This window comes from Roseobacter sp. HKCCA0434 (assembly GCF_032464675.1).
Taxonomy (GTDB): Bacteria; Pseudomonadota; Alphaproteobacteria; order Rhodobacterales; family Rhodobacteraceae; genus Pontivivens.
This window is the reverse complement of the sequence record NZ_JAWDKL010000002.1, coordinates 32,744-52,561: the sequence shown is the minus strand read 5'-3', so window position 1 is coordinate 52,561 and position 19,818 is coordinate 32,744. Positions and strand designations below refer to the sequence as shown.

Below are 19,818 nucleotides of genomic sequence, written 5' to 3'. Positions count from 1 at the left end.
CTTTGCACGAGACACCCGCCGGCGACCTCAACACGCGAAACGTGCTGTCATTCTGACCTATTGCGCGCCCCGCCTCGCGGCAAGGGGCCGGGTCCGGCTGGCTGCACCGACAGGAGGAGCCTCCGCTCATGCACACGACCCGTCTTCTCGGCAGCGTATCCGCCGCCGCCCTCGCCCTCACCACATTCGCCGCGCACGCGCAGGACTGCGCCGATCCGATCAAGGTCGGCGTGCTGCACTCGCTGTCGGGGACGATGGCGATTTCCGAGACCACGCTGAAGGACACGATGGAGATGCTGATCGAGCAGCAGAACGAGGCCGGTGGGCTTCTGGGCTGCGAGATCGAGGCGGTCGTCGTCGACCCGGCCTCCGACTGGCCGCTGTTTGCGGAAAAGGCGCGGGAGCTGCTGACCGTGCATGAGGTCGACGTGATCTTCGGTAACTGGACCTCTGTCAGCCGCAAATCCGTGCTGCCGGTGATCGAGGAGTTGAACGGCCTCCTGTTCTACCCGGTGCAGTACGAGGGCGAGGAAAGCTCGCGCAACGTGTTCTACACCGGTGCCGCGCCGAACCAGCAGGCGATCCCGGCGACGGATTACTTCCTGGAGGAGCTGGGCGTCGAAGTCTTTGCGCTGCTGGGCACCGACTACGTCTACCCGCGCACCACGAACAACATCCTGGAGGCCTATCTGCAGGAGAACGGGATCGCGGAAGATGACATCTTCGTCAACTACACGCCCTTCGGTCACTCGGACTGGGCCACCATCGTCGCGGACGTGATTGCGCTGGGTGAGGACGGGCGGCAGGTCGGCGTGATCTCCACCATCAACGGCGACGCGAATATCGGCTTCTATAAGGAGCTGGCCGCCGCGGGCGTGAGCGCGGACGACATTCCCGTCGTCGCCTTCTCGGTCGGGGAGGAGGAGCTGTCGGGCCTCGATACCTCGGACCTCGTCGGGCATCTCGCGGCATGGAACTACTTCCAGTCGGCCGAGAGCGACGCGAACGAGGAATGGGTCGCCGCGTGGAAGGAGCGCATGGGCGAGGATCGCGTCACCAACGACCCGATGGAGGCGCATTACATCGGCTTCAACATGTGGGTGAACGCGGTCGAGGAGGAGGGCACCACGGATGTGGATGCGGTCCGCTCGGCCATGTACGGGCAGGAATTCCCGAACCTGACCGGCGGCACGGCGACCATGCTGCCCAACCATCACCTGTCCAAGCCCGTGCTGATCGGCGAGATCCAGGCCGACGGCCAGTTCGACATCATCTCGCAGACGGAAGAAGTGCCGGGCGATGCCTGGACCGATTTCCTGCCCGAATCGGCGGTGCTGACCTCCGACTGGCAGGAGCTTGAGTGCGGCATGTACAACACCGAGACCGAGACCTGCGTGCAGATCGAGAGCAACTACTGATCGCTCGATCGCAGCGGCGCGCGCCCCCGGTCGCGGGGTGCGCGCCACATCTTGAAATTCCCCACCCCGGATGAGTCCCATGATGCGCGCCCTGTTCGCCGCCTTCCTGTCCTGCCTGATCGCGATGCCAGCCGTGGCCCAAGGGTTGCAGGCGCTGTTGCAGGCGGAGGCCGAGGAGGTGCTGAGCCCCGGCAGGCGGACGGTCGGTCCGGTGCTGGGCGGACTGGTGGACGCGGCGCCCGATGGGTTGGAGTCGTTTCTGGAGGCCTGGCGCGACAAGCGGGTCTGGCGGCGGGCGGACGGTATGTTCTTCGTCGCGGATGAGGCGGAGGACGACAGGCTCGACCTGATCGACGTGGAGACCGGCGCGCCTGCGGGGCAGGGGGCCGAGGACGAATTCGAGCAGTCGAAGCCGAATGGCGGCGTGCGGCGGGAAATCGCATCGGCGCTGGTGGCGTTCCAGCTCTCTTCCCCCGACCGGGCGCGGCGGGTCGCGGCACTCGACGCTGTGGCGCGGGACATGGAGGCGGAGCAGCTCGCGCCGCTGATGGCGTCCATCGATGGCGAGGAGGATGGCGCGCTGCGCGCGCGCAAGGCGCGGCTGGCGAATATGCTCGTCGCCTCGCATGGCGAGACGACGCAAGCCCGGATCGAGGCCATTGCGCGGCTGGGCGGGGAGACCGACCTGCAGGCGCGCGCGGTGCTGAACCGCATCCTGACCGTCGAGGAGGGCGTGGCGGTGGCGCTGCCAGAGGGAGAGAACATCGCCCGCGTGCTGGTGCCGGGCGAGGACATGAGCGTGACGGACGCCTATGCCCAGCTGGTCGATGCCGGGCTGGCGCAGGCGCGGATCGGTCGGGACGACATCGTCGCGGCGCTGGTCGAGAACATGGAAGGCGACCGCGTGGGCGGCGTCGCGCGGGCGGAGCTGGATGACGAGTACATGCGCCGCCGCGCCTACGAGGCGCTGGCCGCGCGCGGTGTCGTGCCGCCTTTCGTCAGCGAGATCGAGATGGGCCGGGCTGTGGCGAGCCACGCCTTCTACACCGTCTATGACGAGGCGGATGCGGAGGTCACGGCGGCGGCGGAGGCGGCGCTGGCGGAGTCCGAGAGCGCGGTCGCGATCAGCCAGGGAATCGACCTCGGCCTCGACGCGCTATCGCTGGCCTCGATCTTCTTCCTCGCGGCCATCGGACTCGCCATCACCTTCGGCGTCATGGGGGTCATCAACATGGCACATGGCGAGTTCATCATGATGGGGGCCTATACCGGCTATGTCGTGCAGCAGATCGTGCCCGACTACACGCTGTCGATCCTGATCGCGTTGCCGCTCGCCTTCGCCGTGACCTTCGCCGCGGGGGTGGCGATGGAGCGGCTGGTGATCCGGTGGCTGTATCATCGACCGCTGGAGACGCTGCTCGCGACCTTCGGCATCTCCATTGCCCTGCAGCAGATTGCCAAGAACGTCTTCGGCACGCAGGCGCGGCCCTTGACCTCGCCCGGATGGCTGGACGGGGCCTGGGTGGTGAACGACGTGATCGCCATCAGCTATATCCGCATCGCGATCTTCGTGTTGGCGCTGGTGTTCCTGGGCCTGACTCTGCTGATCCTCAACCGCACGCGGCTGGGGCTGGAGGTGCGGGCGGTGACGCAGAACCCCGGCATGGCGGCGTCGATGGGGATCGACCCCGACCGGATCAACATGCTGACCTTCGGGCTCGGCTCCGGAATCGCGGGGATCGCGGGGGTGGCGATCGGGCTTTACGCCAAGGTCACGTCGGAGATGGGGGCGGACTACATCGTGCAGAGCTTCATGACAGTGGTGGTCGGGGGTGTGGGCAATGTGTGGGGCACGCTCGCGGGCGCGACGCTGATCGGCGGGATGCAAAAGGGCATCGAGTGGCTGAACCCGTCCAACACGCTGGCCGCACAGACCTACATGATCCTGTTCATCATCCTGTTCATCCAGTTCCGGCCGCGCGGCATCGTCGCGCCGAAGGGCCGGGCCGCCGGGGACTGACACCATGCGCATCGAGATCCTGACCGAACCGACCCCCGCCTTTGCCGCGTTGGTGGACCGGCACGTCGCCTTCTGCGACGGCACGGCCCCGGCCGAGAGCTGTCACCGCCTGCCGGTCGAGGCTCTGTTCGGACCGGACCTGACCGTCTGGGTCGCCGAGGACGAAGGCGCGCTGATGGGCATGGGCGGGCTGAAGGCGCTGCCCTCGGGCGGGGGCGAGATCAAGTCGATGCACACGGTGGCCGAGGCGCGCGGGAAGGGCTTCGCACGCGCGCTCTTGGGCGCGATCCTGGCGGAGGCGGAGCGGCGGGGCTACGGCGCGCTGTGGCTGGAGACGGGATCGCACGCCGATTTCGCGGCGGCGCGCGGGCTCTACGCCGCGCACGGGTTCACCGAGACCGGGCCGTTCGGCGATTACGTGACCGACCCTCACAGCGTGTTCATGATCAAGGATATGGAGGCCGCGCGATGACACGGACCCTGTTCGCCGAGCGGCGCTCGACGCTGATCTTCCTGATCTGCCTGACCGTCTTCACCATGGGCGCGCTGGGGATGGCAGAGGCGGGCCTGATCTCCACCAGTTTCGTCAAGACGCTGGGCAAGACGCTGTGCCTTTGCCTCGTCGCCGTGGCGATGGACGTGGTCTGGGGCTATTGCGGGATTTTGAGCCTGGGGCACATGGCATTTTTCGGCATCGGCGGCTACGCCATCGGGATGTGGCTGATGTATGCGCGGACCGAGCGGGTGGTCGAGGCGTCGCTGGCCGCGCAGCCGCTGCCGCCCACGCCGCAGGAGGTGTCGGACGGGATCGCCGGCCAGATCTTCGGCGTGGTCGGCTCGGACGAGTTGCCGACGATCTGGGCCTTCGCTCATTCACTGCCGCTGCAATTGATGGCGGCGGTGCTGGTGCCGGGGCTGATCGCGCTGGTCTTCGGCTGGCTGGCGTTCCGCAGCCGCGTCGCGGGGGTGTACCTGTCGATCCTGACGCAGGCGATGACGCTGGCCCTGTCGCTGTGGCTGTTCCAGAACGACAGCGGACTGCGCGGCAATAACGGCCTGTCGGGATTGCAGAACATCCCCGGATACGAGCGGGTGTCGCAGGACGTGATTTCCAGCGTGTTCCTCGCCGCCTCGGCCGTGGCGCTGGGGGTCGGGTACTTGATCTGCGCGCGGATCGTGTCGGGCAAGATGGGCAGCGTCATCCGCGCCATCCGCGACAACGAGAGCCGAACCCGCTTCTTCGGCTACGGGGTGGAGCGGTACAAGCTGTTCGTCTTCGTAGTGACGGCGATGATCTCGGGTGCTGCGGGAGCGCTCTACTACCCGCAGGCGGGGATCGTGAACCCGGCGGAGCTGGCCCCGATCGCGTCGATCTACCTCGCCGTGTGGGTGGCGATCGGCGGGCGCGGGCGGCTCTACGGCGCGGTGATCGGAGCGGCCTTCGTGTCGCTTTTGTCGAGCTGGTTCACCGGGGGCGGCGCGCCGTCGATCCCGCTGGGCTTCTACACGATCCAGTGGACGGACTGGTGGCTGGTGCTGCTGGGCTTCTCCTTCGTCGCGGTGACGCTGTTCATGCCGCGCGGCATCGCCGGGATCTTCGACCGCAGGGGGCCGGGGGCATGAGCACCTTGATGGAAGTGCAGGGGATCAGCGTGTCCTTCGACGGGTTCCGGGCGATCAACGATCTGAGCTTCGCCATCGGCCCGGCCGAGCTGCGGGCGATCATCGGGCCGAACGGCGCGGGCAAGACCACGTTCATGGACATCGTGACCGGCAAGACGAAACCCGATGCGGGGGCCGTGATCTGGGGCGACCGGAACATCGACCTGATCGGCATGGACGAGGCGCGCATCGCGCGCGAAGGCATCGGGCGCAAGTTCCAGAAACCCACCGTGTTCGAGGATCAGAGCGTGGCGGAGAACTTCATGCTCGCGCTCGCCAAGCCGCGGGATTGGTGGTCGGTCCTGCGCTTCGCGCCGTCGCAGGACGATCACGCGCGGGTGGCGGAACTGGCCGAGGAGACGGGGCTGACGGATGTGCTGGACGCCCGCGCGGGATCGCTGAGCCACGGGCAGAAACAGTGGCTGGAGATCGGGATGCTGCTGGCGCAGGACCCGCAGCTGTTGCTGGTGGACGAACCGGCGGCAGGCATGACGGTGGAGGAGCGGGCGCATACCACCGATTTGCTCAAGCGCGCGGCTCGCACCCGTGCGGTGGTGGTGGTCGAGCACGACATGGACTTCGTACGCCGCCTCGATTGCCGCGTGACCGTGTTGCACGAGGGCGCGGTGCTGGCGGAGGGAAGCCTCGACCACGTGGTCAAGGACCCGCAGGTCGTCGCGGTCTATCTGGGGAGGGGTCATGCTTGAGGTTCGGGACCTGTCGCTCGCCTACGGGCAGAGCCGCATCCTGCACGGGGTGGGGCTGACCGCCGCACCGGGGCGCGTCACCTGCCTGATGGGCAATAACGGGATGGGCAAGACTTCGCTGCTGAAGGCGATCGCGGGGCGGCATCCCTATTCGGGCGGGACCATCACGCTCGACGGCGCGGAGCTGCGCCATCCGACGGCTGCGAAGGCGGCGCGGGCCGGGATCGCCTATGTGCCGCAGGGGCGTGAGATCTTCCCGATGATGAGCGTGGCGGAGAACCTGGAAACCGGGCTCGCCGTGTTGCCGAAGGACCGGCGTCAGGTGGGCGAAGAGGTGTTCGAGCTGTTCCCGGTGCTCGCACAGATGCGCGCACGACGCGGGGGCGATCTTTCGGGCGGGCAGCAACAGCAGCTGGCCATCGCGCGGGCACTTGTGATGCGCCCCCGTGTCCTGCTGCTCGACGAGCCGACGGAGGGCATCCAGCCCAATGTGATCGACCTGATCGGCGACGTCATCGCCCGGCTGCGCGACGCGGGCGAGATCTGCATCGTGCTGGTGGAGCAGAATTTCGACTTCGCCCGGAGGCTCGCCGATCACTACGTCACGCTGCGGCGCGGGGTGGTGGAGGTCGATGCCCCGGCGGAGGAGATGCCGCCGGAGCGGCTGCTGGAGGCGCTGTCGCTCTAGGCTTACGGCACCGCTGGACACACCCGCGCATCCTGAACGGCTGTGGACGGGCCACGATAGCCGATCTCGATGCTTCGCAAGACATACAGCTTCGACCGGCCGATGCGGCACGAACAATGGTGGCGGATGTGGCGGGTAGCATCGCTTGGAAACTGGGTCAGCGATTTCACAGCCCGGTGAACCGCATCCATAGGCGGCGGCGCGGACTGCCGAGAACGGGGCATGCGACATCGCGTCGATGCTGTCCGAGGTGCCCCGCACGGATCGCCTCGATGTGGGAGCAGCTGCAGGTTTCATCGCCTTCCTGCCCGAAGTCGCTGCACGTCCGCGAACCCAACGGGCGGTGTCTCGCGTGGCTTTTGCCGCCTGGCGCGATATGACGGGTCGACACCGCGAGATATCCGAAGGAGCGTGCCATCCCCTTTGCCCCGACCATCGTTCTGATCCTGGTGCTGTCGGCGCTGGGGCTGACCTACGAGATCGCGGCGGGCCGTGTGCTCGCGCCATTCTTCGGAACGTCGCTCGTGACCTGGACGAGCGTGATTGCCACGGTGCTGGGCGGGTTCTCGCTCGGCAGTGCGCTCGGCGGGTTCGTGGCGGAGCGGCCGCGCGCGGCGGCGCTGCGGGCGGTTCGGCTGTCGCTGGTCGCGACGGCTGCGTTGATGGCGGTGTCGCCGATCCTGCTGGGCCTCGTCTACGGGATAGGCGCGCGGGGGACGGGCGGGATGGTATTCAGCGTGATCGTCGTTTTCTTTCCGGCATCGGTCTTCGTGACGATCCCGTCCCCGCTGCTGGCCAAGCTCGCCATCGAGGCGCGGCCGGGACGCGAGGGGTCGTCGCTGGGGATCGTACTGGCGGCGGGCTCGGTCGGGGCGATCTTCGGCGCGGTGCTGGCGGGGTTCGTGACGCTGCCCGCCATCGGCTCGACCGCGACCTTCGCGGCCTGCGGGGCGGTGGCGATCCTGTGCCTGATCTTCCTGCGCGGCGGAGACGACCTGCCACCGGGGGCGACGCTGGGGGCGGCGGGGCTGGTGGTGCTGGTCGGGATCGCGGGGCCGCGGGTCTGCGCTTTCGAATCGGGGCTGTCCTGTCTGCACGTGATCGAGCGGGGACGGGAGGTGCGGCTGATTTCGGACGGCACGACGCAAGCGGCGGAGCGGCGCGCGCTGCCGGGCAGTGCGGAGGAGCTGGCCTTGCCCTATGTCCGCTGGATCTGGGCGCGGATGGACCGCGATCTGGGCGACGCGCCGGAGGTGCTGTTCGTCGGCGGCGGCGGCTACACCCTGCCGACGCGGCTACTGGAGAGCCGCGAGGCCGCGCGGGCCGACGTGGTCGAGATCGACCCGCTGGTGACGCAGGTAGTGCGGGCGCATCTTCCACGCGCGGCTGAGACGATCGCGCGGGAGGGGAACGGGCGGCTCGGCATAGTCCATGCGGACGGACGGGTACATCTCAACGAGACCACGCGGCGCTACGACGCGGCGGTGATGGATGCGTTCTCCTCCAGCTCGGTCCCGGCGCATCTGGTCACACGGGAGGCCTTCGCGCGGCTGCGGGCGCTGGTGGACGGTCCGGTCTACGTGAACCTGATCGACGAGACCAATGGACGGTTGGCGCGCGGGGTCGCCGCTATCCTGCGGGAGATCTGGCCCGAAGTGATCGCGGTGCGTGGGCCGGTCAGCGGGCGGGGGCTGCGCAACGTGTTGTTCGCCGCGTCGGACCGGGTACTGCTGCCGCTCGACGATCTGCCACCGGGCTACGGACCAGCGCGGCTGTCGGAGGGGCGCGCCTTCACCGACGATCGCGGCTGGATCGGTCACAGGTGAGGGTCAGGGCAGGGCGAGGTCGATCAGGTAAGGGTAGTGATCGGTTGGCCATTCGCCCAAGAACCGCTGCCGGATCACCGTCGGTTCGCTGACCGGGCGCACGCCCTCGGACCAGCCGATATGGTCGATCGCGCCGAAGAGGTTGAGCCCGCGGTTGAAATGATAGGTCGCGCCCTCGACGGGCGCGAAGGTGATGCCGACCTCTTCGACACGTTCCAGCGTCGGGGCACCGAGGCGGGCGTTGAAGTCGCCGAGCACCAGCACGGTTTCCCCCGCCGCAATCCACGGCGCGATGCGCTCGGCCACGAGCGCGGTGGATTGCAGGCGGTTGTCGGCGCTCGCGTAATCGGTGTGCAGGTTGACCGCCCGGAACGCCGCCCCCGTGGCGCGATCGGTGAAGGCCGCCCAGCTGGCGAAGGCTGGGTAGGAGCCATCGAAGGTGCGCGAATAGATTATGTCGGGCGTGGTGGAGAAGAAGAACCAGCCCTGATCCGTCATCTGCAGCCGCTCGGTGCGGTAGAGGATCGGCTGCGTGCTGGGAAACTCCACCGGATCGCCAGCCGCGGCGGCGGCGTAGCCGGGATTTCGGGTCAGCAGGAAATCGAGGGTGAGATTGTCCTGATCGGCCTCCCGGCCCGAATGGCTCTCCATCTCCTGGAAGGCGACGAGATCGGCGGCGATGTGCTTGAAGGCGGCATCGAGCGGGTCGCGGCGACGCTCCCAATCGGCGAGCGACCAGGCGCCGGTCTGCCGCCGGGCGGAAATGTAGTGGACATTGTAGGTGGCGACGCGCAACGCCCCGTCCCGCGCCGGGGGCAGCGGATCGGTGCCCGAGTTGCGGTACATCTGCGCGCAGGCGACGAGGACGAGCAGGAGCAGCAGCACGCCGACGACTTTCAAGCCGGTCTTAAAGGCGGCGATCATCCCGCGGCCTCTACATCGTGGGGGCGTGTGTAAAGGCCGTGGCGCGGCGCCGGGGCGGGCGCGCGCAGTTTCAGCCGGGCGGTGTCGGCCCCGGCGGAGGCGATAAGGGCGAGTTTGCGCGCGGTGGGGGTGGAGATGCGGCTGTCCCATGCGGCGGGGCCTTCGGCGCGCAGGCGCTCGCCGATCTCGCGGTAGATGCGGCGCGCGGCGGCGATGGCGAGCGCGGGGCGGGCAGGCAGTTCGGCAATGCCGTGTAACGCGCTGTCATAGTAGCGATCGGCGTCGTCGAGCAGGCGAAGGACCACGCGGTGCAGGCCCGCGCTCTGGCCCCGATCGTCCGGGTCGACCTGGCCGATCCCTTCTGCGGCCAGCAGGTCCGTCGGCAGGTAGACCCGCCCCGCGCGGGCATCGTCTATCACGTCGCGGCAGATATTCGTCAGCTGGAAGGCGAGGCCTAGGTCGCAGGCCCGGTCGAGCGTGGCCGGATCGCGCGCGCCCATGATGCGCGCCATCATCACGCCGACGACGCCCGCGACATGGTAGCAATAGTCGTGAAGTGCGCCGAGCGTCGGATAGCTGCGCCGGTCCGCATCCATCGCGAAGCCGTCGAGCAGCGCGTGCGGATGGGCGGCCGGAATGGCGTGGCGGCGCGCGACGCGGCGCAGCGCCTCGAACGGGGCGGAGACGGGCGTGTCTGTGTGCAGGGCGACGTCGGTCTCCTCCCGCAGGGCGTCGAGGCGGGCGGACTGCCCCTCGCGGTAGCGGGGATCCTGACCGTGGCCCGCGACCTGCCCGTCGATCACGTCGTCCGTATGGCGGCACCAGGCGTATAGCATGACGCAATCCTCGCGCATCCGCGGCGCGAAGAGCCGGGCGGCGAGCGCGAAGCTCTGCGATCCCTTGGCGATGCTGTCATGGCTGAGCTTGGCGACGCGGTCGATCATGCGGCATCGCCGATCATCAGGCCCGCCGTCGCCTCGGCCGAGCCGACCACGCCGGGAATGCCCGCGCCCGGATGGGTGCCAGCCCCGACGATGTAGAGGTTCTCGATCCGGTCGTCGCGGTTGTGCGGGCGGAACCACGCGCTCTGCGTCAGGATCGGTTCAATTGAGAAGGCGCTGCCGACATGGGCATTCAGCTCGTCGCGGAAATCGAACGGGGTGAAATGGCGGCAGGTCACGAGGTCGCGCTTCAGCCCCGGAATGTAGCGGTCGTCGAGATAGTCGAGGATACGGTCGCGATAGGCGGGGCCGGCGGTCTCCCAGTCGATATCGGCGGTACCCAGATGCGGTACGGGCGAGAGCACGTAATAGGCGGAATGCCCCGGCGGCGCGAGGCTGGGGTCGGTCACGGAGGGGGCGTGGAGATAGAGCGAGAAATCATCCGCCAGCTCCGGTGCGTTGAAGATGTCCGCAATCAGTTCGCGATAGCGCGGCCCGAACAGGACCATGTGATGCGCGAGGTCGGGACGCTCCCCCTTCAGGCCGAAATAGATGACGAAAAGCGACATGGAGTGGCGTTTGGCCCCCAGCGCGTCGGCGCGCGGACGGTCGCCCAGAAGCTCGCCATAGGTGTGCACCACATCGGCATTGCTGGCCACCATGTCGACCGGGTGACGGGCGTCGCGCGCGTGGATGGCGGTAACGCGGCGGCCCTCCTTCTCGATTTGCTCGACCGGCGAGGAGAGATGGATGGTGCCGCCCAGTTCCTCGAAGAGCTGGACCATCCCCGCGACCAGCGCGCCGGTGCCGCCGCGGGCGAACCAGACGCCGCCCTTGCGCTCCAGCGCGTGGATCAGCGTGTAGATGGCCGAGGTGGCGAAGGGATTGCCGCCCACCAGCAGCGAGTGGAAGCTGAACGCCTGCCGCAGCCGCTCGTCCTCGATATAATCCGAGACCTTGCCATAGACCGAGCGCCAGCTTTGCAGCCGCGCCAGCTGCGGTGCCGCCTTGATCATCGAGGAGAAGGAGAGGAAGGGCACGGTGCCGAGCTTCTCGTACCCCTCGCGGTATACATCCTGCGAATAGGCGAGAAAGCGGCGATAGCCCGCGACGTCACGCGGCGACAGCGCCGCGATCTGACGGTCGATGGCGTCCTGGTCGTCAGCATAGTCGAAGACGGTGCCGTCCTCCCAGCACAGCCGGTAGAAGGGAGAGATAGGGATCAGGTCCACATGCTCCTCGATCCGGCGACCGGAAAGCTGCCACAGCCGCATCAGGCAATCGGGATCGGTGATGACGGTGGGGCCCGCGTCGAAGGTGAAGCCGTCCTGCTCGTAGACGTAGGCGCGGCCGCCGGGCTTGTCCCGCTTCTCGAAAACGGTCGTCTGGATACCCGCGCTTTGCAGCCGGATGGCGAGGGCGAGCCCGCCGAGGCCCGCGCCGATCACGGCGGCTGTGCGGGGGGCGGAAATGTCAGGCGTCATGGGCGACGGCCTCCTGTCGGGCGGGTTGGCGAGGTTCGGTCAGGCAGGCCAGCGCGCGGTGCACCGGCACCGGCGGCTTGCCCACGAGGATACGCGCGCGGTCGGGCCAGGTGCTCGTTCCTGCGTAGAACCGTTCGATCAGCGGGCGGGGCAGGCGGTAGAACCGCTCCAGCACCTGCCAGCGGGCGTCGGGTTCGGCGGCGCGGAACAGCATCCGAGTGAGCAGGCGGTAGAAACCCTGCCCCTCGGCCGCCGCGATCGCCGCGTCGCGCAATTGACGGTCGAGCGTCGAGGCCCCGTCCCGCCAGTGCCGCGCGACGATCCCGGCGGTGCGCACGGCGTCGGGCAGGGAATAGCCGGTCAGCGGATGGAAGCGGCCCGCGCGCATGCCGATGGTTGGCTGGCCCTGCGGGATGCGCGACCAGAAGGCGCGGGCGTCGTGGCCAAGAGCGATGGGCAGGACGCCGCGCTCCTCCTCCAGCACGGTGGCAGACCAGCCACGCGCGGCGAAGTCCTCGTGCAACGCGGCGCGCAGGTCGGCGTCGGAGAGGGCCGGGCCATCGGAATAGCGGGTGTCCTCGACCAACAGCTGCGTCTCGGTCAACGGCAGCAGGTAGAGAAAGCGGTAGCCGTCGAGCTGCGGCACGGTCGCGTCCATGATGACGGGGCGGGCGATGCCGTGCGGGACGTCGGTCTCGATCGTCAGCCCGAGGAATTTCTGGAAGCCGAGGTCCAGTGCCGGATCACGGACGAAGCCGCGCGCGTCGATGGTCAGCCCCGCCTCGATCCGCGTGCCGTCGTCTAGTGTGACGTGGTCGGGCGCGAGCGTGGCGACGCGGCCCTGGCGGCGGGTCGCGGTGGTGGGCAGCGCGGCGGACAGGCTCTCGGGCGTGACGCGGGCATAGGGGGTCTCGATCCGCCGGGTGTACGCGGGGAAGCGCACCTCCTGATCCGGCCAGGACTGCGCGATGGCGGGGGCGAGCCAGTCGCGATCCTCCGCTTCCACATCCGTTTTGTGGAAACACCAAGTATGCCCGGCCAGCGGATCGAGCGCGGGATCGACCATCAGCACACGGGCGCTCTCTCCCAGCCGCAGGGCCACCAACGAAGCGGCGAGGCCCCCGCCCGCGATCAGGATGTCGGGGCGGTCGCTCACGGCTCGGACCGCTTGCGGGCGAGTGCGCCGCCCTGCTTATCCCGCAGCTCCGCGCGCAGGCGGGCGACGGGCGGCACGATTACGAAGCCGAAGGAGACGCAGCCCTCCCGCCCTTCGACGGCATGGTGCATCCGGTGCGCCTGATAGATGCGGCGCAGGTAGCCCGACTTCGGCACGTAGCGGAACGGCCAGCGCTGGTGCACCAGACCGTCATGGAAGATGTAGTAAATGACCCCGTAGACGCAGAACCCGATGCCGATCCACCACAGCGGCTGCCACCACAGCGATCCCGCGACGAAGAACGCCATCGAGATGCCCGCGAACACCACTGAATAAAGGTCGTTGCGCTCCACATGCCCCTCGGTCGGTTCATGATGCGATCGGTGCCAGCCCCAGCCGAGGCGGCCATGCATCACGTGTTCATGGATCCATGCGGCGGCGAGTTCCATGAAGATCACGGTGCCGAGGACGATCAGGACGGGGACGAGAATGCTCACGATCTGTCTCCTTCGAGGGCGGCGGCGCGGGGCAGGCGCCACCACGGCACGCCGGGGCGTGCGTGATGGGTGTGGTGATGCCCAAAATGGAAGCAGGTCAGCAGCGACAGCAGCCACGGCATCTCCAGGCTGCGGGCGTTGTGCTGGTCGGCGAAGCCGTGATCCTCGTGCCGGTGGGGCAGGTAGGTGCCGAAATAGAACAGTTGCAGCGAGGACAGGATCGAGGGCAGCGCCCAAAAGGTCAGCAACCGCCACAGCGGCAGGCCGGTCAGCGACAGCAGGACCGAGGCGAGGGCGAGGACGGCCACCTGGCCCAAGCCGAAATAGGTCGCGAAGAACTCCCGATACCACGGCCAGAACGCGATCGGATGATCGGCGGAGAAGTCGGGATCCTCCGCCGTGCCGGAATGGCGGTGGTGGGCGTGGTGCTTCTCGGCCAGCCGGTCGAATGAGAACCCGGCATAGAGGAGGGCCAGCACGCGACCCGCCACGCGGTTGGCGCGGGGGTGGCCGGGAACCAGCGTGCCGTGGATCGCGTCGTGCACGATGATGAAGATGCCGACATAGAGCCAGCATTGCACCGCGATCACCAAAGGCGCGAGCGGCCAGAGGCGCGACCAGTCGAGACCCGCCAGGCCCAGCCACAGCGTTGCGGCCCAGGCGGCGACGACCAGCGCCGCCAGCAGCGGGCCGAATATGAGGTCGCGCGCGTTCACAGCAGCATCCTCCGCCGTGTCAGCAGCACCGCCACCCCGGTGCCGATCAGGGCGAGCGCGGCGAGGGCCGCGATCTGGCCGGGGAAGTCGCCGAGGCCCTGCCCGCGATAGAGCAGCCCCTGGTAGAGCTCGACCGCCCAGGCGTTCGGGCTGATCGCGCCGATCTGGCGCAGCCAGTCGGGCATCAGGAAGCGGGGCACCATCGACCCGCCGATGGCCGACAGCACCAGGATCAGGAAGTTGGAGACCGCGACGCTCTGCGCCCGGCTGCGGCAGGCGGCGGCGACGAGCAGGCCGAAACCCGCGGCGGCTGCGGCGACCAGCACGGACGCAATCAGCCAGTGCAGCGGCGCGGCGAAGAGCGGAACCCCATGCGCGAGCGCAGCGACGGAGAAGACGATCAGCGCCTGTGCGGTGCCGAGGCCGGTCAGGAACAGCGCCTTGCCCGTCACCGCCGGGTCGATCCCCGCCGGACCGGCGGCGAAGCGGTCGAGCACGCCGCTTTCGCGTTCGTCGATCAAGGTGGTGGCGGCGCTCGACGCGCTGAACAGCAGGAACATCACGGTGATCGCGCCCGCGTAGTAGCTGACATCGGGATCGACGGCGGCGGCGCTGCCCACCAGTTCGCGCCGGGTCAGGCCGGTGGGGCGGCTCTCGGGCGGTGCGGACAGCCGCGTGATCTGCGCGGGCGTCAGCGGCCCCGCCATCGCGGCGAACTCGGCCGCCTGCCGCCGGGCCATGACCTGCGGCAGCGCTTCGGCCACGGCCTGCACCAGCCGCCCTTCCAGCACCGCGCCGGCGACGGTCTTGCCCGGATCGACGAAGATCGTGACGGGGGCCGCGTCCGTGCGGTCGAGCGGGCCGGTCACGAAGACGCCTGCGTCGATCGCGCCTTCGGCCACCGCGCGGCGCAGAGCCTCCGCGTCGGCATATGTGCGCGGCGCGCCTAGGGCGGCGACCAGCTCGGGTGGCGCGCCCGCGATGCCAGTGGCGAGGTCCAGTTCCGCATCGCCCGTGTCGGCGAAGATCGCGGCGAACACGAGGAACATCGCGGGCGGCAGCAGGAACGACATGGCGAGCGCGCCGCGGTCGCGCATGAGCGAGAGGGTCATCACGCGGGCGACGGTCAGGATCATGCCGCCTCCGCCGGTTGCAGCGTCGCGTGGCGCAGGCGGTCGAGTCCGGGGCGCTCCAGCTCGATCCCCTCGACCGGCAGGCCCTCCTCGCGCAGGGCGCGTACCTCGGCAAGGCCCGCCGCCTCGTCGGCGACCAGCTTGACCGGCCGGCCGGAGCCAAGGTCGAAGCCCCGGGCACGCAGGGCGAGCGGGTCCGCCGTGCTGCGCAAGGTCAGAGCCTGCGCGCTGCCGAAGCGCGCCGCGATAAGCTCCTCGATGCGCCCCGACAGGGCGACGCGGCCTTCGGAGAGGAGGATCGCATGATCGCACAGCGCCTCCGCTTCGGCGATGTCATGGGTGGTGATCAGCAGGGCCAGTCCGTCCGTCACCAGCGTGCGCAGAAGGGCGTGAAGTGCTACGCGCGCCTCCGCATCGACGCCCACCGTCGGCTCATCGAGGATCAGAAGGGCAGGCCGGTGCAACAGCGCCGCGGCGATGTTGACCCGCCGCCGCCAGCCGCCCGAAAGGCGGCGCACCTGCGTGGCCATGCGGGGGTCGAGGCCGGTCTGGGTCGCCACTTCGTCCACCCTTGCGCGGATCCCGGCGCGGGGCACCCCGGCGATGGCGGCGAAGGCGGTGAGGTTCTCGTCCACGGTCAGCGGCTCGTAAAGCGCCACGTCCTGCGGGACGAGGCCGATGCGGTCGACCTTCACCGTGCCTGCGGCGGGACGCACGCGGCCCAGGATTGCGCGGATCAGCGTGCTCTTGCCCGCGCCGTTCGCGCCCAGCAGGCAATGCGCCTCCCCCGGTCGGATGCGAAGGCTGACGCCCTGCAGCACCGGGCGGCCGCCATATCCTGCCGAGAGGCCGGTAATATCCAGCGCCACGCTCATGTCAGCGCATCGCGGAACGGGCGCAGGAAGGACGAGAGCGCGGCGGGGTCGATCCCGGCTTGCGCCAGTGCGCGGTCGGCGGCGTCGAGATGTCGGCCCCGCAGCTCGCGCGCCGCGACCGCCCCGCCGGTGGCAAGGATCGTAGGCTTGCCCGCGTCGGCGCCGACATCCTTGCCGGTGCGGGCGGGGTCGGGCGCGAGGTCGAGCGCGTCGTCCGCGATCTGGAAGGCCATACCGAACTCGGTCGCGAAGGCCTCGACATGCGCGCGCGCGTCCGTGTCGAGGGCCGAGAGGATGCCACCCATCCGCGCGGCGGCGGTGAAGAGCACCGCGGTCTTGAGCCGGTTGACCGTCTCGACCTCCTCCAGCGTGCTCGCCTGCCCGGCCACGTCGCGATCCTGGCCCGCAGCCATCCCCTCCGCCCCGATCGCATTGGAGAGCGCGGCACTCAACTCCGCCCGGCTGTCGGCATCGATGTCGAGCCGGGCAATCACCTCGAAGGCTCGGGCGATCAGCGCGACCGCCCCCAGGATCGTGCTCGCCTCGCCGTGGCGCAGATGGGCGGTCGCACGGCCCCGTCGCAGCCGCGCGTCGTCCATGCACGGCAGGTCGTCGAGCATCAGGGAGGCCGCGTGCACCATCTCCACCGCGCAGGCGGCGTCGAGCGCCTGCCGCCCCTCGCCCGCGATCAGCAGTACCAGCAGCGGGCGCACCCGCTTGCCCGGAGCGACGAGCGCGTAGCGCATCGCCTCGTGCAGAGGCTCGCCGGTGCCGCAGAGCGCGTCGAGCCGCACCCCGATCCGGGCGCGCAGCGTATCGAGATCCGGGACCGCGGGCCCGGCGGGGACGGGGGTGGGCCGGGCGCCCGAGAGAGAGGTCATGATCGGAGCGTGTTCCTCATCTGGAACCATCCTTGTTGCTTTCCGGAAGGTTAACAGGCTTTGCCCCGCGTCACCAACGGCAGGGCGCCGCCGCGCGACATCAGGTCACCCCGACAACCATCTCGCGATGGCGCGACAGGTAGATCGACAGCCAGGGGGTGAAGCGGGCGGGATCCTGCGCGATCTCCCGCTCCAGCGCGTCCCAGCCGGTCCAGCGGACCTCGGCCACCTCGTCGGGATTTGGGGCGGGCAGCGCGCGCCGGGGCAGTTCGACCGCGAACATGGCGACCTCCTCGTCCTCGGTCAGGCCGCTGCCGACATCGGCGCGGTAGCGGACGGAGCCCAGCCGCTGCAGGCCCACCACCTCGATATTCAGTTCCTCGCGCATGCGGCGGCGGGCGCAATGCTCGGCATCCTCGTTCCAGGCGGGGTGGGTGCAGCAGGCATTCGACCACAGCCCCCCAGAATGGTATTTCGACAGGGCCCGGCGCTGGAGCAACGTCTCGCCGCGATGCATGGCGAAGACGGAGACCGCCAGGTGCCGCAGCCCGCGCCGGTGCACGTCCAGCTTGGGCAGGGCGCGCAACTCCCCCTCCTCCCAGGCCGGGATAAGTATGTCGGTATCCTTCATCGTCGCGGTCCGTCCCCCAGTCGGACCCCGAGCCTAGCAAGCGCCGCCGGGGATGCCAGCCCGATCTGCCCGCGCGGGATCAAGGTTTCGTCAGGAGCGAGGGACCGGGACCGGCGGCCCGGTCCCGGCGATGGGCACTCAGAACGCGACGCTGGCCGTCAGCTTGACCGTGCGACCGGGCGCGGGGCGGCTGGGGGAGGCGAGATGGCCGACGTAGAATTCGTCGAACAGGTTCTCCACCCCCAACCGGAATTCGGTCCCCGCCAGGCGACCACCCTCTGGCCGCCAGGTGCCGCGCAGGTTGTGGATCGTCTCGTCCGGCAGTTCCGCCCCGTTGGAGTCGCGGCGGTCGGCGGTGTGCACCACTTCCCAGCCCAGATCGTACTGCTCCCCCTCGCCAAAGCGTCGGCCCAGCGTCACCTGCAGCCGGTCGGCGGGCAGGTTGCGCCATTCTCTGCTCGCCCCGCCCGGATCGGTCTCCCGCCCCGAGGCCATCGCGAAGGCGAGGTCGGTGTAGACGCCGTTGGCCAAACCGTAGGAGGCCTCCAGCTCCAGCCCGTTGATCTCGACCCGGTCGAGCGTCTGGGTGGTGCTGCCGGGCACGGTGTAGCTGGTGATGTCGCTGAGCTCGGTCGTGTAGAGGTTCCCGCGGATCGCCAGCCGGTCTCCGGTCAGGATCGCGCCATCCGCCGCGTATTCCGCGCCCAACTCGTAGGTGCGCCCCTGCTCGGCGGTGTTTATCCGCGTCGGGTCGCCCAGGTCGTCGATGATCGGCAGGCCCGCGGTCTGCGCGGCACTCGCGAAGACGGCGAACCCGTTGCCGAAATCATAGCCGAGCGCGAGGCCCCCCATCAGGGCCGCGTCGTCGAAGGTGCCGAGGCCGGTGGCCGAACGGATCGTGGAATTCTCGTAGCGCAGCGCGGGCGTGACGGAGAATCCGCCGAAACTCATTTCGTCCACCAGGAACAGCGCGTAGCGGTCGTCCCGCCCGCCGGGGGCCGAGGTCGCGTCCGCCCGCTCCTTGCGCAGCCGCTCCGCCCCGATCAGCAGGTCGTGCGCCAGCGGCCCGGTTGCGAGCGCGGCGCGGTTGGAGATGGTCAGCTTCGTCGTCTCGTAGCGCTGGTCGGCGTCGAGCAACGGATTGAACCCGGCTACGGGGGCTGAGGTGATCTCCTGATCGGCATAGGAAAGCGTGGCGCGCAGGTCCACGAGGTCGCTGACCGGATCGTAGCGGTAATCGAGCGCGACCTGCCGCGTCTCGGTCGTGCGGTCGACATTTCCGAAGGGCAGCCCGGCGAACTGGTCGTAGGGCACGTCGTTCTCGTCGGTCGTGGTCTGGGTGTAGGACAGCGCGACCTCATGCTCGAAATCGTCGCCGAGCACACCCGTCGCCTTCAAAAGCAGCGACGGCGCGTCGAAATCGGAATTGGGGATCGTGTCGCCATCGCCGTCCTCCAGCTCGTCCTGCGTACGGTGGGTGTAGTTGGCGAGCAGCCCGATGCGGTCGGTCGCCTGCCAGGCGAGCGTGGTGGAGGAGGTCAGCCCCTCGCCATTGTCCGACAGCTCCAGCACCTGCCGCCCGGCAACGCCCGGCTGGCCGTTCGTGAAATCCTCGGGATCCTTCGTCTCCAGCCGGATCACGCCGCCGACGATGCCCGCCCCGTAGGCGAAGCTGCCGATGGTGCCGCGCAGGACCTCGACCTCGCGGTAGAGCTGCGGGTCGGTGAAGAGCTGGGTTCCGACACGGTAGATCTCCTCCGACCCGACGGAGGCGCCGTCGATCTGGATGGCGATCTTCTGATCGCTGCCGAAGGTGGTGTTGGCGCCAAAGCCGCGGATCTGTACGCCCGATCCCTGCGGCGAGGTGCCGTTGATCAACTGTACGCTGGGCACGCTGTCGACCAGCTGGCCGACCGTCCCGGCCTGACGGTCGGCGATCTCCTCCTCGTCGATCACGGTGCGCGAGACGGGTGAACCGAAGGACAGGTCGCGCCGTCCCGGCGTCAGCACGATGGTGCCGAGGAAGGCCTCGTCGTCCAAGGTCAGGGTGGTGTCGTCCTGAGCGGCGAGCGGTGTCGCCAGCGACAGGCAGACGAGCGCGGTCGTCCCGCGCATCGAGCGGATGGTCATGGTAAGCCCCTTTGCAACGCTCTGCTGGCGAGGGGCTGGCAGCGTGGGTGGTGTCCTGTGAGACCGTCCCGATGCGGGACGGCTTGCGTGTCCTATTTAACCAGACTAAAAGCGTCAAGAATTGAATCG

General features: G+C 69.1%; 18 protein-coding genes. 7 read left to right on the top strand and 11 right to left on the bottom strand.

Going from position 1 to position 19,818, the window contains the following annotated elements; genetic code table 11:
- The first annotated feature begins 128 nt into the window (after positions 1-128).
- The 7 genes from urtA (at position 129) to RX333_RS02175 (ending at position 8,321) form a co-directional block, all read left to right on the top strand.
- A complete protein-coding gene (gene urtA / locus RX333_RS02205) occupies positions 129-1,418 on the top strand; it encodes an urea ABC transporter substrate-binding protein (RefSeq protein WP_316013280.1) in 1,290 nt (429 codons plus the stop codon).
- Between the two features lie 79 nt (positions 1,419-1,497).
- Positions 1,498-3,438, top strand: coding sequence for an urea ABC transporter permease subunit UrtB (gene urtB / locus RX333_RS02200; RefSeq protein ID WP_316013279.1), 1,941 nt, complete (start codon positions 1,498-1,500; stop codon positions 3,436-3,438).
- Between the two features lie 4 nt (positions 3,439-3,442).
- The gene (locus tag RX333_RS02195; RefSeq protein WP_316013278.1) at positions 3,443-3,910 is read left to right on the top strand and encodes a GNAT family N-acetyltransferase; all 468 of its coding nucleotides are present in this window, start codon (positions 3,443-3,445) and stop codon (positions 3,908-3,910) included.
- Positions 3,907-5,061, top strand: a complete 1,155-nt coding sequence (urtC, locus tag RX333_RS02190) for an urea ABC transporter permease subunit UrtC (RefSeq protein ID WP_316013277.1) — start codon at positions 3,907-3,909, stop codon at positions 5,059-5,061. Before RX333_RS02195 ends, urtC begins: the two co-directional genes overlap by 4 nt.
- Positions 5,058-5,807 carry an urea ABC transporter ATP-binding protein UrtD gene (gene urtD / locus RX333_RS02185; RefSeq protein ID WP_316013276.1) on the top strand — a complete coding sequence of 250 codons (750 nt, stop codon included), beginning with the start codon at positions 5,058-5,060 and terminating at the stop codon, positions 5,805-5,807. Before urtC ends, urtD begins: the two co-directional genes overlap by 4 nt.
- Positions 5,800-6,495 (top strand): urea ABC transporter ATP-binding subunit UrtE, encoded by a 696-nt coding sequence (urtE, locus tag RX333_RS02180; RefSeq protein ID WP_316013275.1) that lies wholly within the window; start codon positions 5,800-5,802, stop codon positions 6,493-6,495. Before urtD ends, urtE begins: the two co-directional genes overlap by 8 nt.
- A gap of 449 nt (positions 6,496-6,944) precedes the next feature.
- Complete coding sequence (locus RX333_RS02175; RefSeq protein ID WP_316013274.1) at positions 6,945-8,321, top strand: fused MFS/spermidine synthase; 1,377 nt, start codon at positions 6,945-6,947, stop codon at positions 8,319-8,321.
- Between the two features lie 3 nt (positions 8,322-8,324).
- Here RX333_RS02175 and RX333_RS02170 read toward each other — a convergent pair whose 3' ends face one another.
- From RX333_RS02170 to RX333_RS02120, 11 genes are all read right to left on the bottom strand, one after another.
- Complete coding sequence (locus RX333_RS02170) at positions 8,325-9,245, bottom strand: endonuclease/exonuclease/phosphatase family protein (protein ID WP_316013273.1); 921 nt, start codon at positions 9,243-9,245, stop codon at positions 8,325-8,327.
- Positions 9,242-10,189: a phytoene/squalene synthase family protein gene (locus RX333_RS02165; RefSeq protein WP_316013272.1), complete on the bottom strand. Its 948-nt coding sequence runs from the start codon at positions 10,187-10,189 to the stop codon at positions 9,242-9,244. The genes RX333_RS02170 and RX333_RS02165 overlap by 4 nt, the downstream gene beginning before the upstream one ends.
- Positions 10,186-11,670, bottom strand: a complete 1,485-nt coding sequence (locus RX333_RS02160) for a phytoene desaturase (protein ID WP_316013271.1) — start codon at positions 11,668-11,670, stop codon at positions 10,186-10,188. Before RX333_RS02160 ends, RX333_RS02165 begins: the two co-directional genes overlap by 4 nt.
- Positions 11,660-12,826: a lycopene beta-cyclase CrtY gene (gene crtY / locus RX333_RS02155; protein WP_316013270.1), complete on the bottom strand. Its 1,167-nt coding sequence runs from the start codon at positions 12,824-12,826 to the stop codon at positions 11,660-11,662. Before crtY ends, RX333_RS02160 begins: the two co-directional genes overlap by 11 nt.
- A complete protein-coding gene (locus RX333_RS02150) occupies positions 12,823-13,323 on the bottom strand; it encodes a sterol desaturase family protein (RefSeq protein WP_316013269.1) in 501 nt (166 codons plus the stop codon). Before RX333_RS02150 ends, crtY begins: the two co-directional genes overlap by 4 nt.
- Complete coding sequence (locus RX333_RS02145) at positions 13,320-14,039, bottom strand: fatty acid desaturase (RefSeq protein WP_316013268.1); 720 nt, start codon at positions 14,037-14,039, stop codon at positions 13,320-13,322. Before RX333_RS02145 ends, RX333_RS02150 begins: the two co-directional genes overlap by 4 nt.
- The gene (locus tag RX333_RS02140; protein WP_316013267.1) at positions 14,036-15,175 is read right to left on the bottom strand and encodes an ABC transporter permease; all 1,140 of its coding nucleotides are present in this window, start codon (positions 15,173-15,175) and stop codon (positions 14,036-14,038) included. Before RX333_RS02140 ends, RX333_RS02145 begins: the two co-directional genes overlap by 4 nt.
- On the bottom strand, positions 15,172-16,047 hold the full coding sequence (locus RX333_RS02135; protein ID WP_316013266.1) for an ABC transporter ATP-binding protein: 876 nt from the start codon (positions 16,045-16,047) through the stop codon (positions 15,172-15,174). Before RX333_RS02135 ends, RX333_RS02140 begins: the two co-directional genes overlap by 4 nt.
- Entirely contained in the window at positions 16,044-16,928 is an 885-nt protein-coding gene (locus tag RX333_RS02130; protein WP_316013265.1) for a polyprenyl synthetase family protein, read from the bottom strand. The genes RX333_RS02135 and RX333_RS02130 overlap by 4 nt, the downstream gene beginning before the upstream one ends.
- A gap of 100 nt (positions 16,929-17,028) precedes the next feature.
- A complete protein-coding gene (locus RX333_RS02125; RefSeq protein ID WP_316013264.1) occupies positions 17,029-17,559 on the bottom strand; it encodes an isopentenyl-diphosphate Delta-isomerase in 531 nt (176 codons plus the stop codon).
- 138 nt (positions 17,560-17,697) lie between these two features.
- The gene (locus RX333_RS02120; RefSeq protein ID WP_316013263.1) at positions 17,698-19,689 is read right to left on the bottom strand and encodes a TonB-dependent receptor domain-containing protein; all 1,992 of its coding nucleotides are present in this window, start codon (positions 19,687-19,689) and stop codon (positions 17,698-17,700) included.
- Positions 19,690-19,818 lie beyond the last annotated feature (129 nt).

Coding starts and splice junctions, on each gene's coding strand:
- RX333_RS02195 (WP_316013278.1), top strand. CDS start 3,443: ATGCGCATCGAGATCCTGACCGAACCGACCCCCGCCTTTGCCGCGTTG.
- urtB (WP_316013279.1), top strand. CDS start 1,498: ATGATGCGCGCCCTGTTCGCCGCCTTCCTGTCCTGCCTGATCGCGATG.
- urtC (WP_316013277.1), top strand. CDS start 3,907: ATGACACGGACCCTGTTCGCCGAGCGGCGCTCGACGCTGATCTTCCTG.
- RX333_RS02130 (WP_316013265.1), bottom strand. CDS start 16,928: ATGACCTCTCTCTCGGGCGCCCGGCCCACCCCCGTCCCCGCCGGGCCC.
- RX333_RS02125 (WP_316013264.1), bottom strand. CDS start 17,559: ATGAAGGATACCGACATACTTATCCCGGCCTGGGAGGAGGGGGAGTTG.
- urtD (WP_316013276.1), top strand. CDS start 5,058: ATGAGCACCTTGATGGAAGTGCAGGGGATCAGCGTGTCCTTCGACGGG.
- RX333_RS02120 (WP_316013263.1), bottom strand. CDS start 19,689: ATGACCATCCGCTCGATGCGCGGGACGACCGCGCTCGTCTGCCTGTCG.
- urtE (WP_316013275.1), top strand. CDS start 5,800: ATGCTTGAGGTTCGGGACCTGTCGCTCGCCTACGGGCAGAGCCGCATC.
- RX333_RS02170 (WP_316013273.1), bottom strand. CDS start 9,245: ATGATCGCCGCCTTTAAGACCGGCTTGAAAGTCGTCGGCGTGCTGCTG.
- RX333_RS02165 (WP_316013272.1), bottom strand. CDS start 10,189: ATGATCGACCGCGTCGCCAAGCTCAGCCATGACAGCATCGCCAAGGGA.
- RX333_RS02140 (WP_316013267.1), bottom strand. CDS start 15,175: ATGATCCTGACCGTCGCCCGCGTGATGACCCTCTCGCTCATGCGCGAC.
- RX333_RS02135 (WP_316013266.1), bottom strand. CDS start 16,047: ATGAGCGTGGCGCTGGATATTACCGGCCTCTCGGCAGGATATGGCGGC.
- urtA (WP_316013280.1), top strand. CDS start 129: ATGCACACGACCCGTCTTCTCGGCAGCGTATCCGCCGCCGCCCTCGCC.
- RX333_RS02160 (WP_316013271.1), bottom strand. CDS start 11,670: ATGACGCCTGACATTTCCGCCCCCCGCACAGCCGCCGTGATCGGCGCG.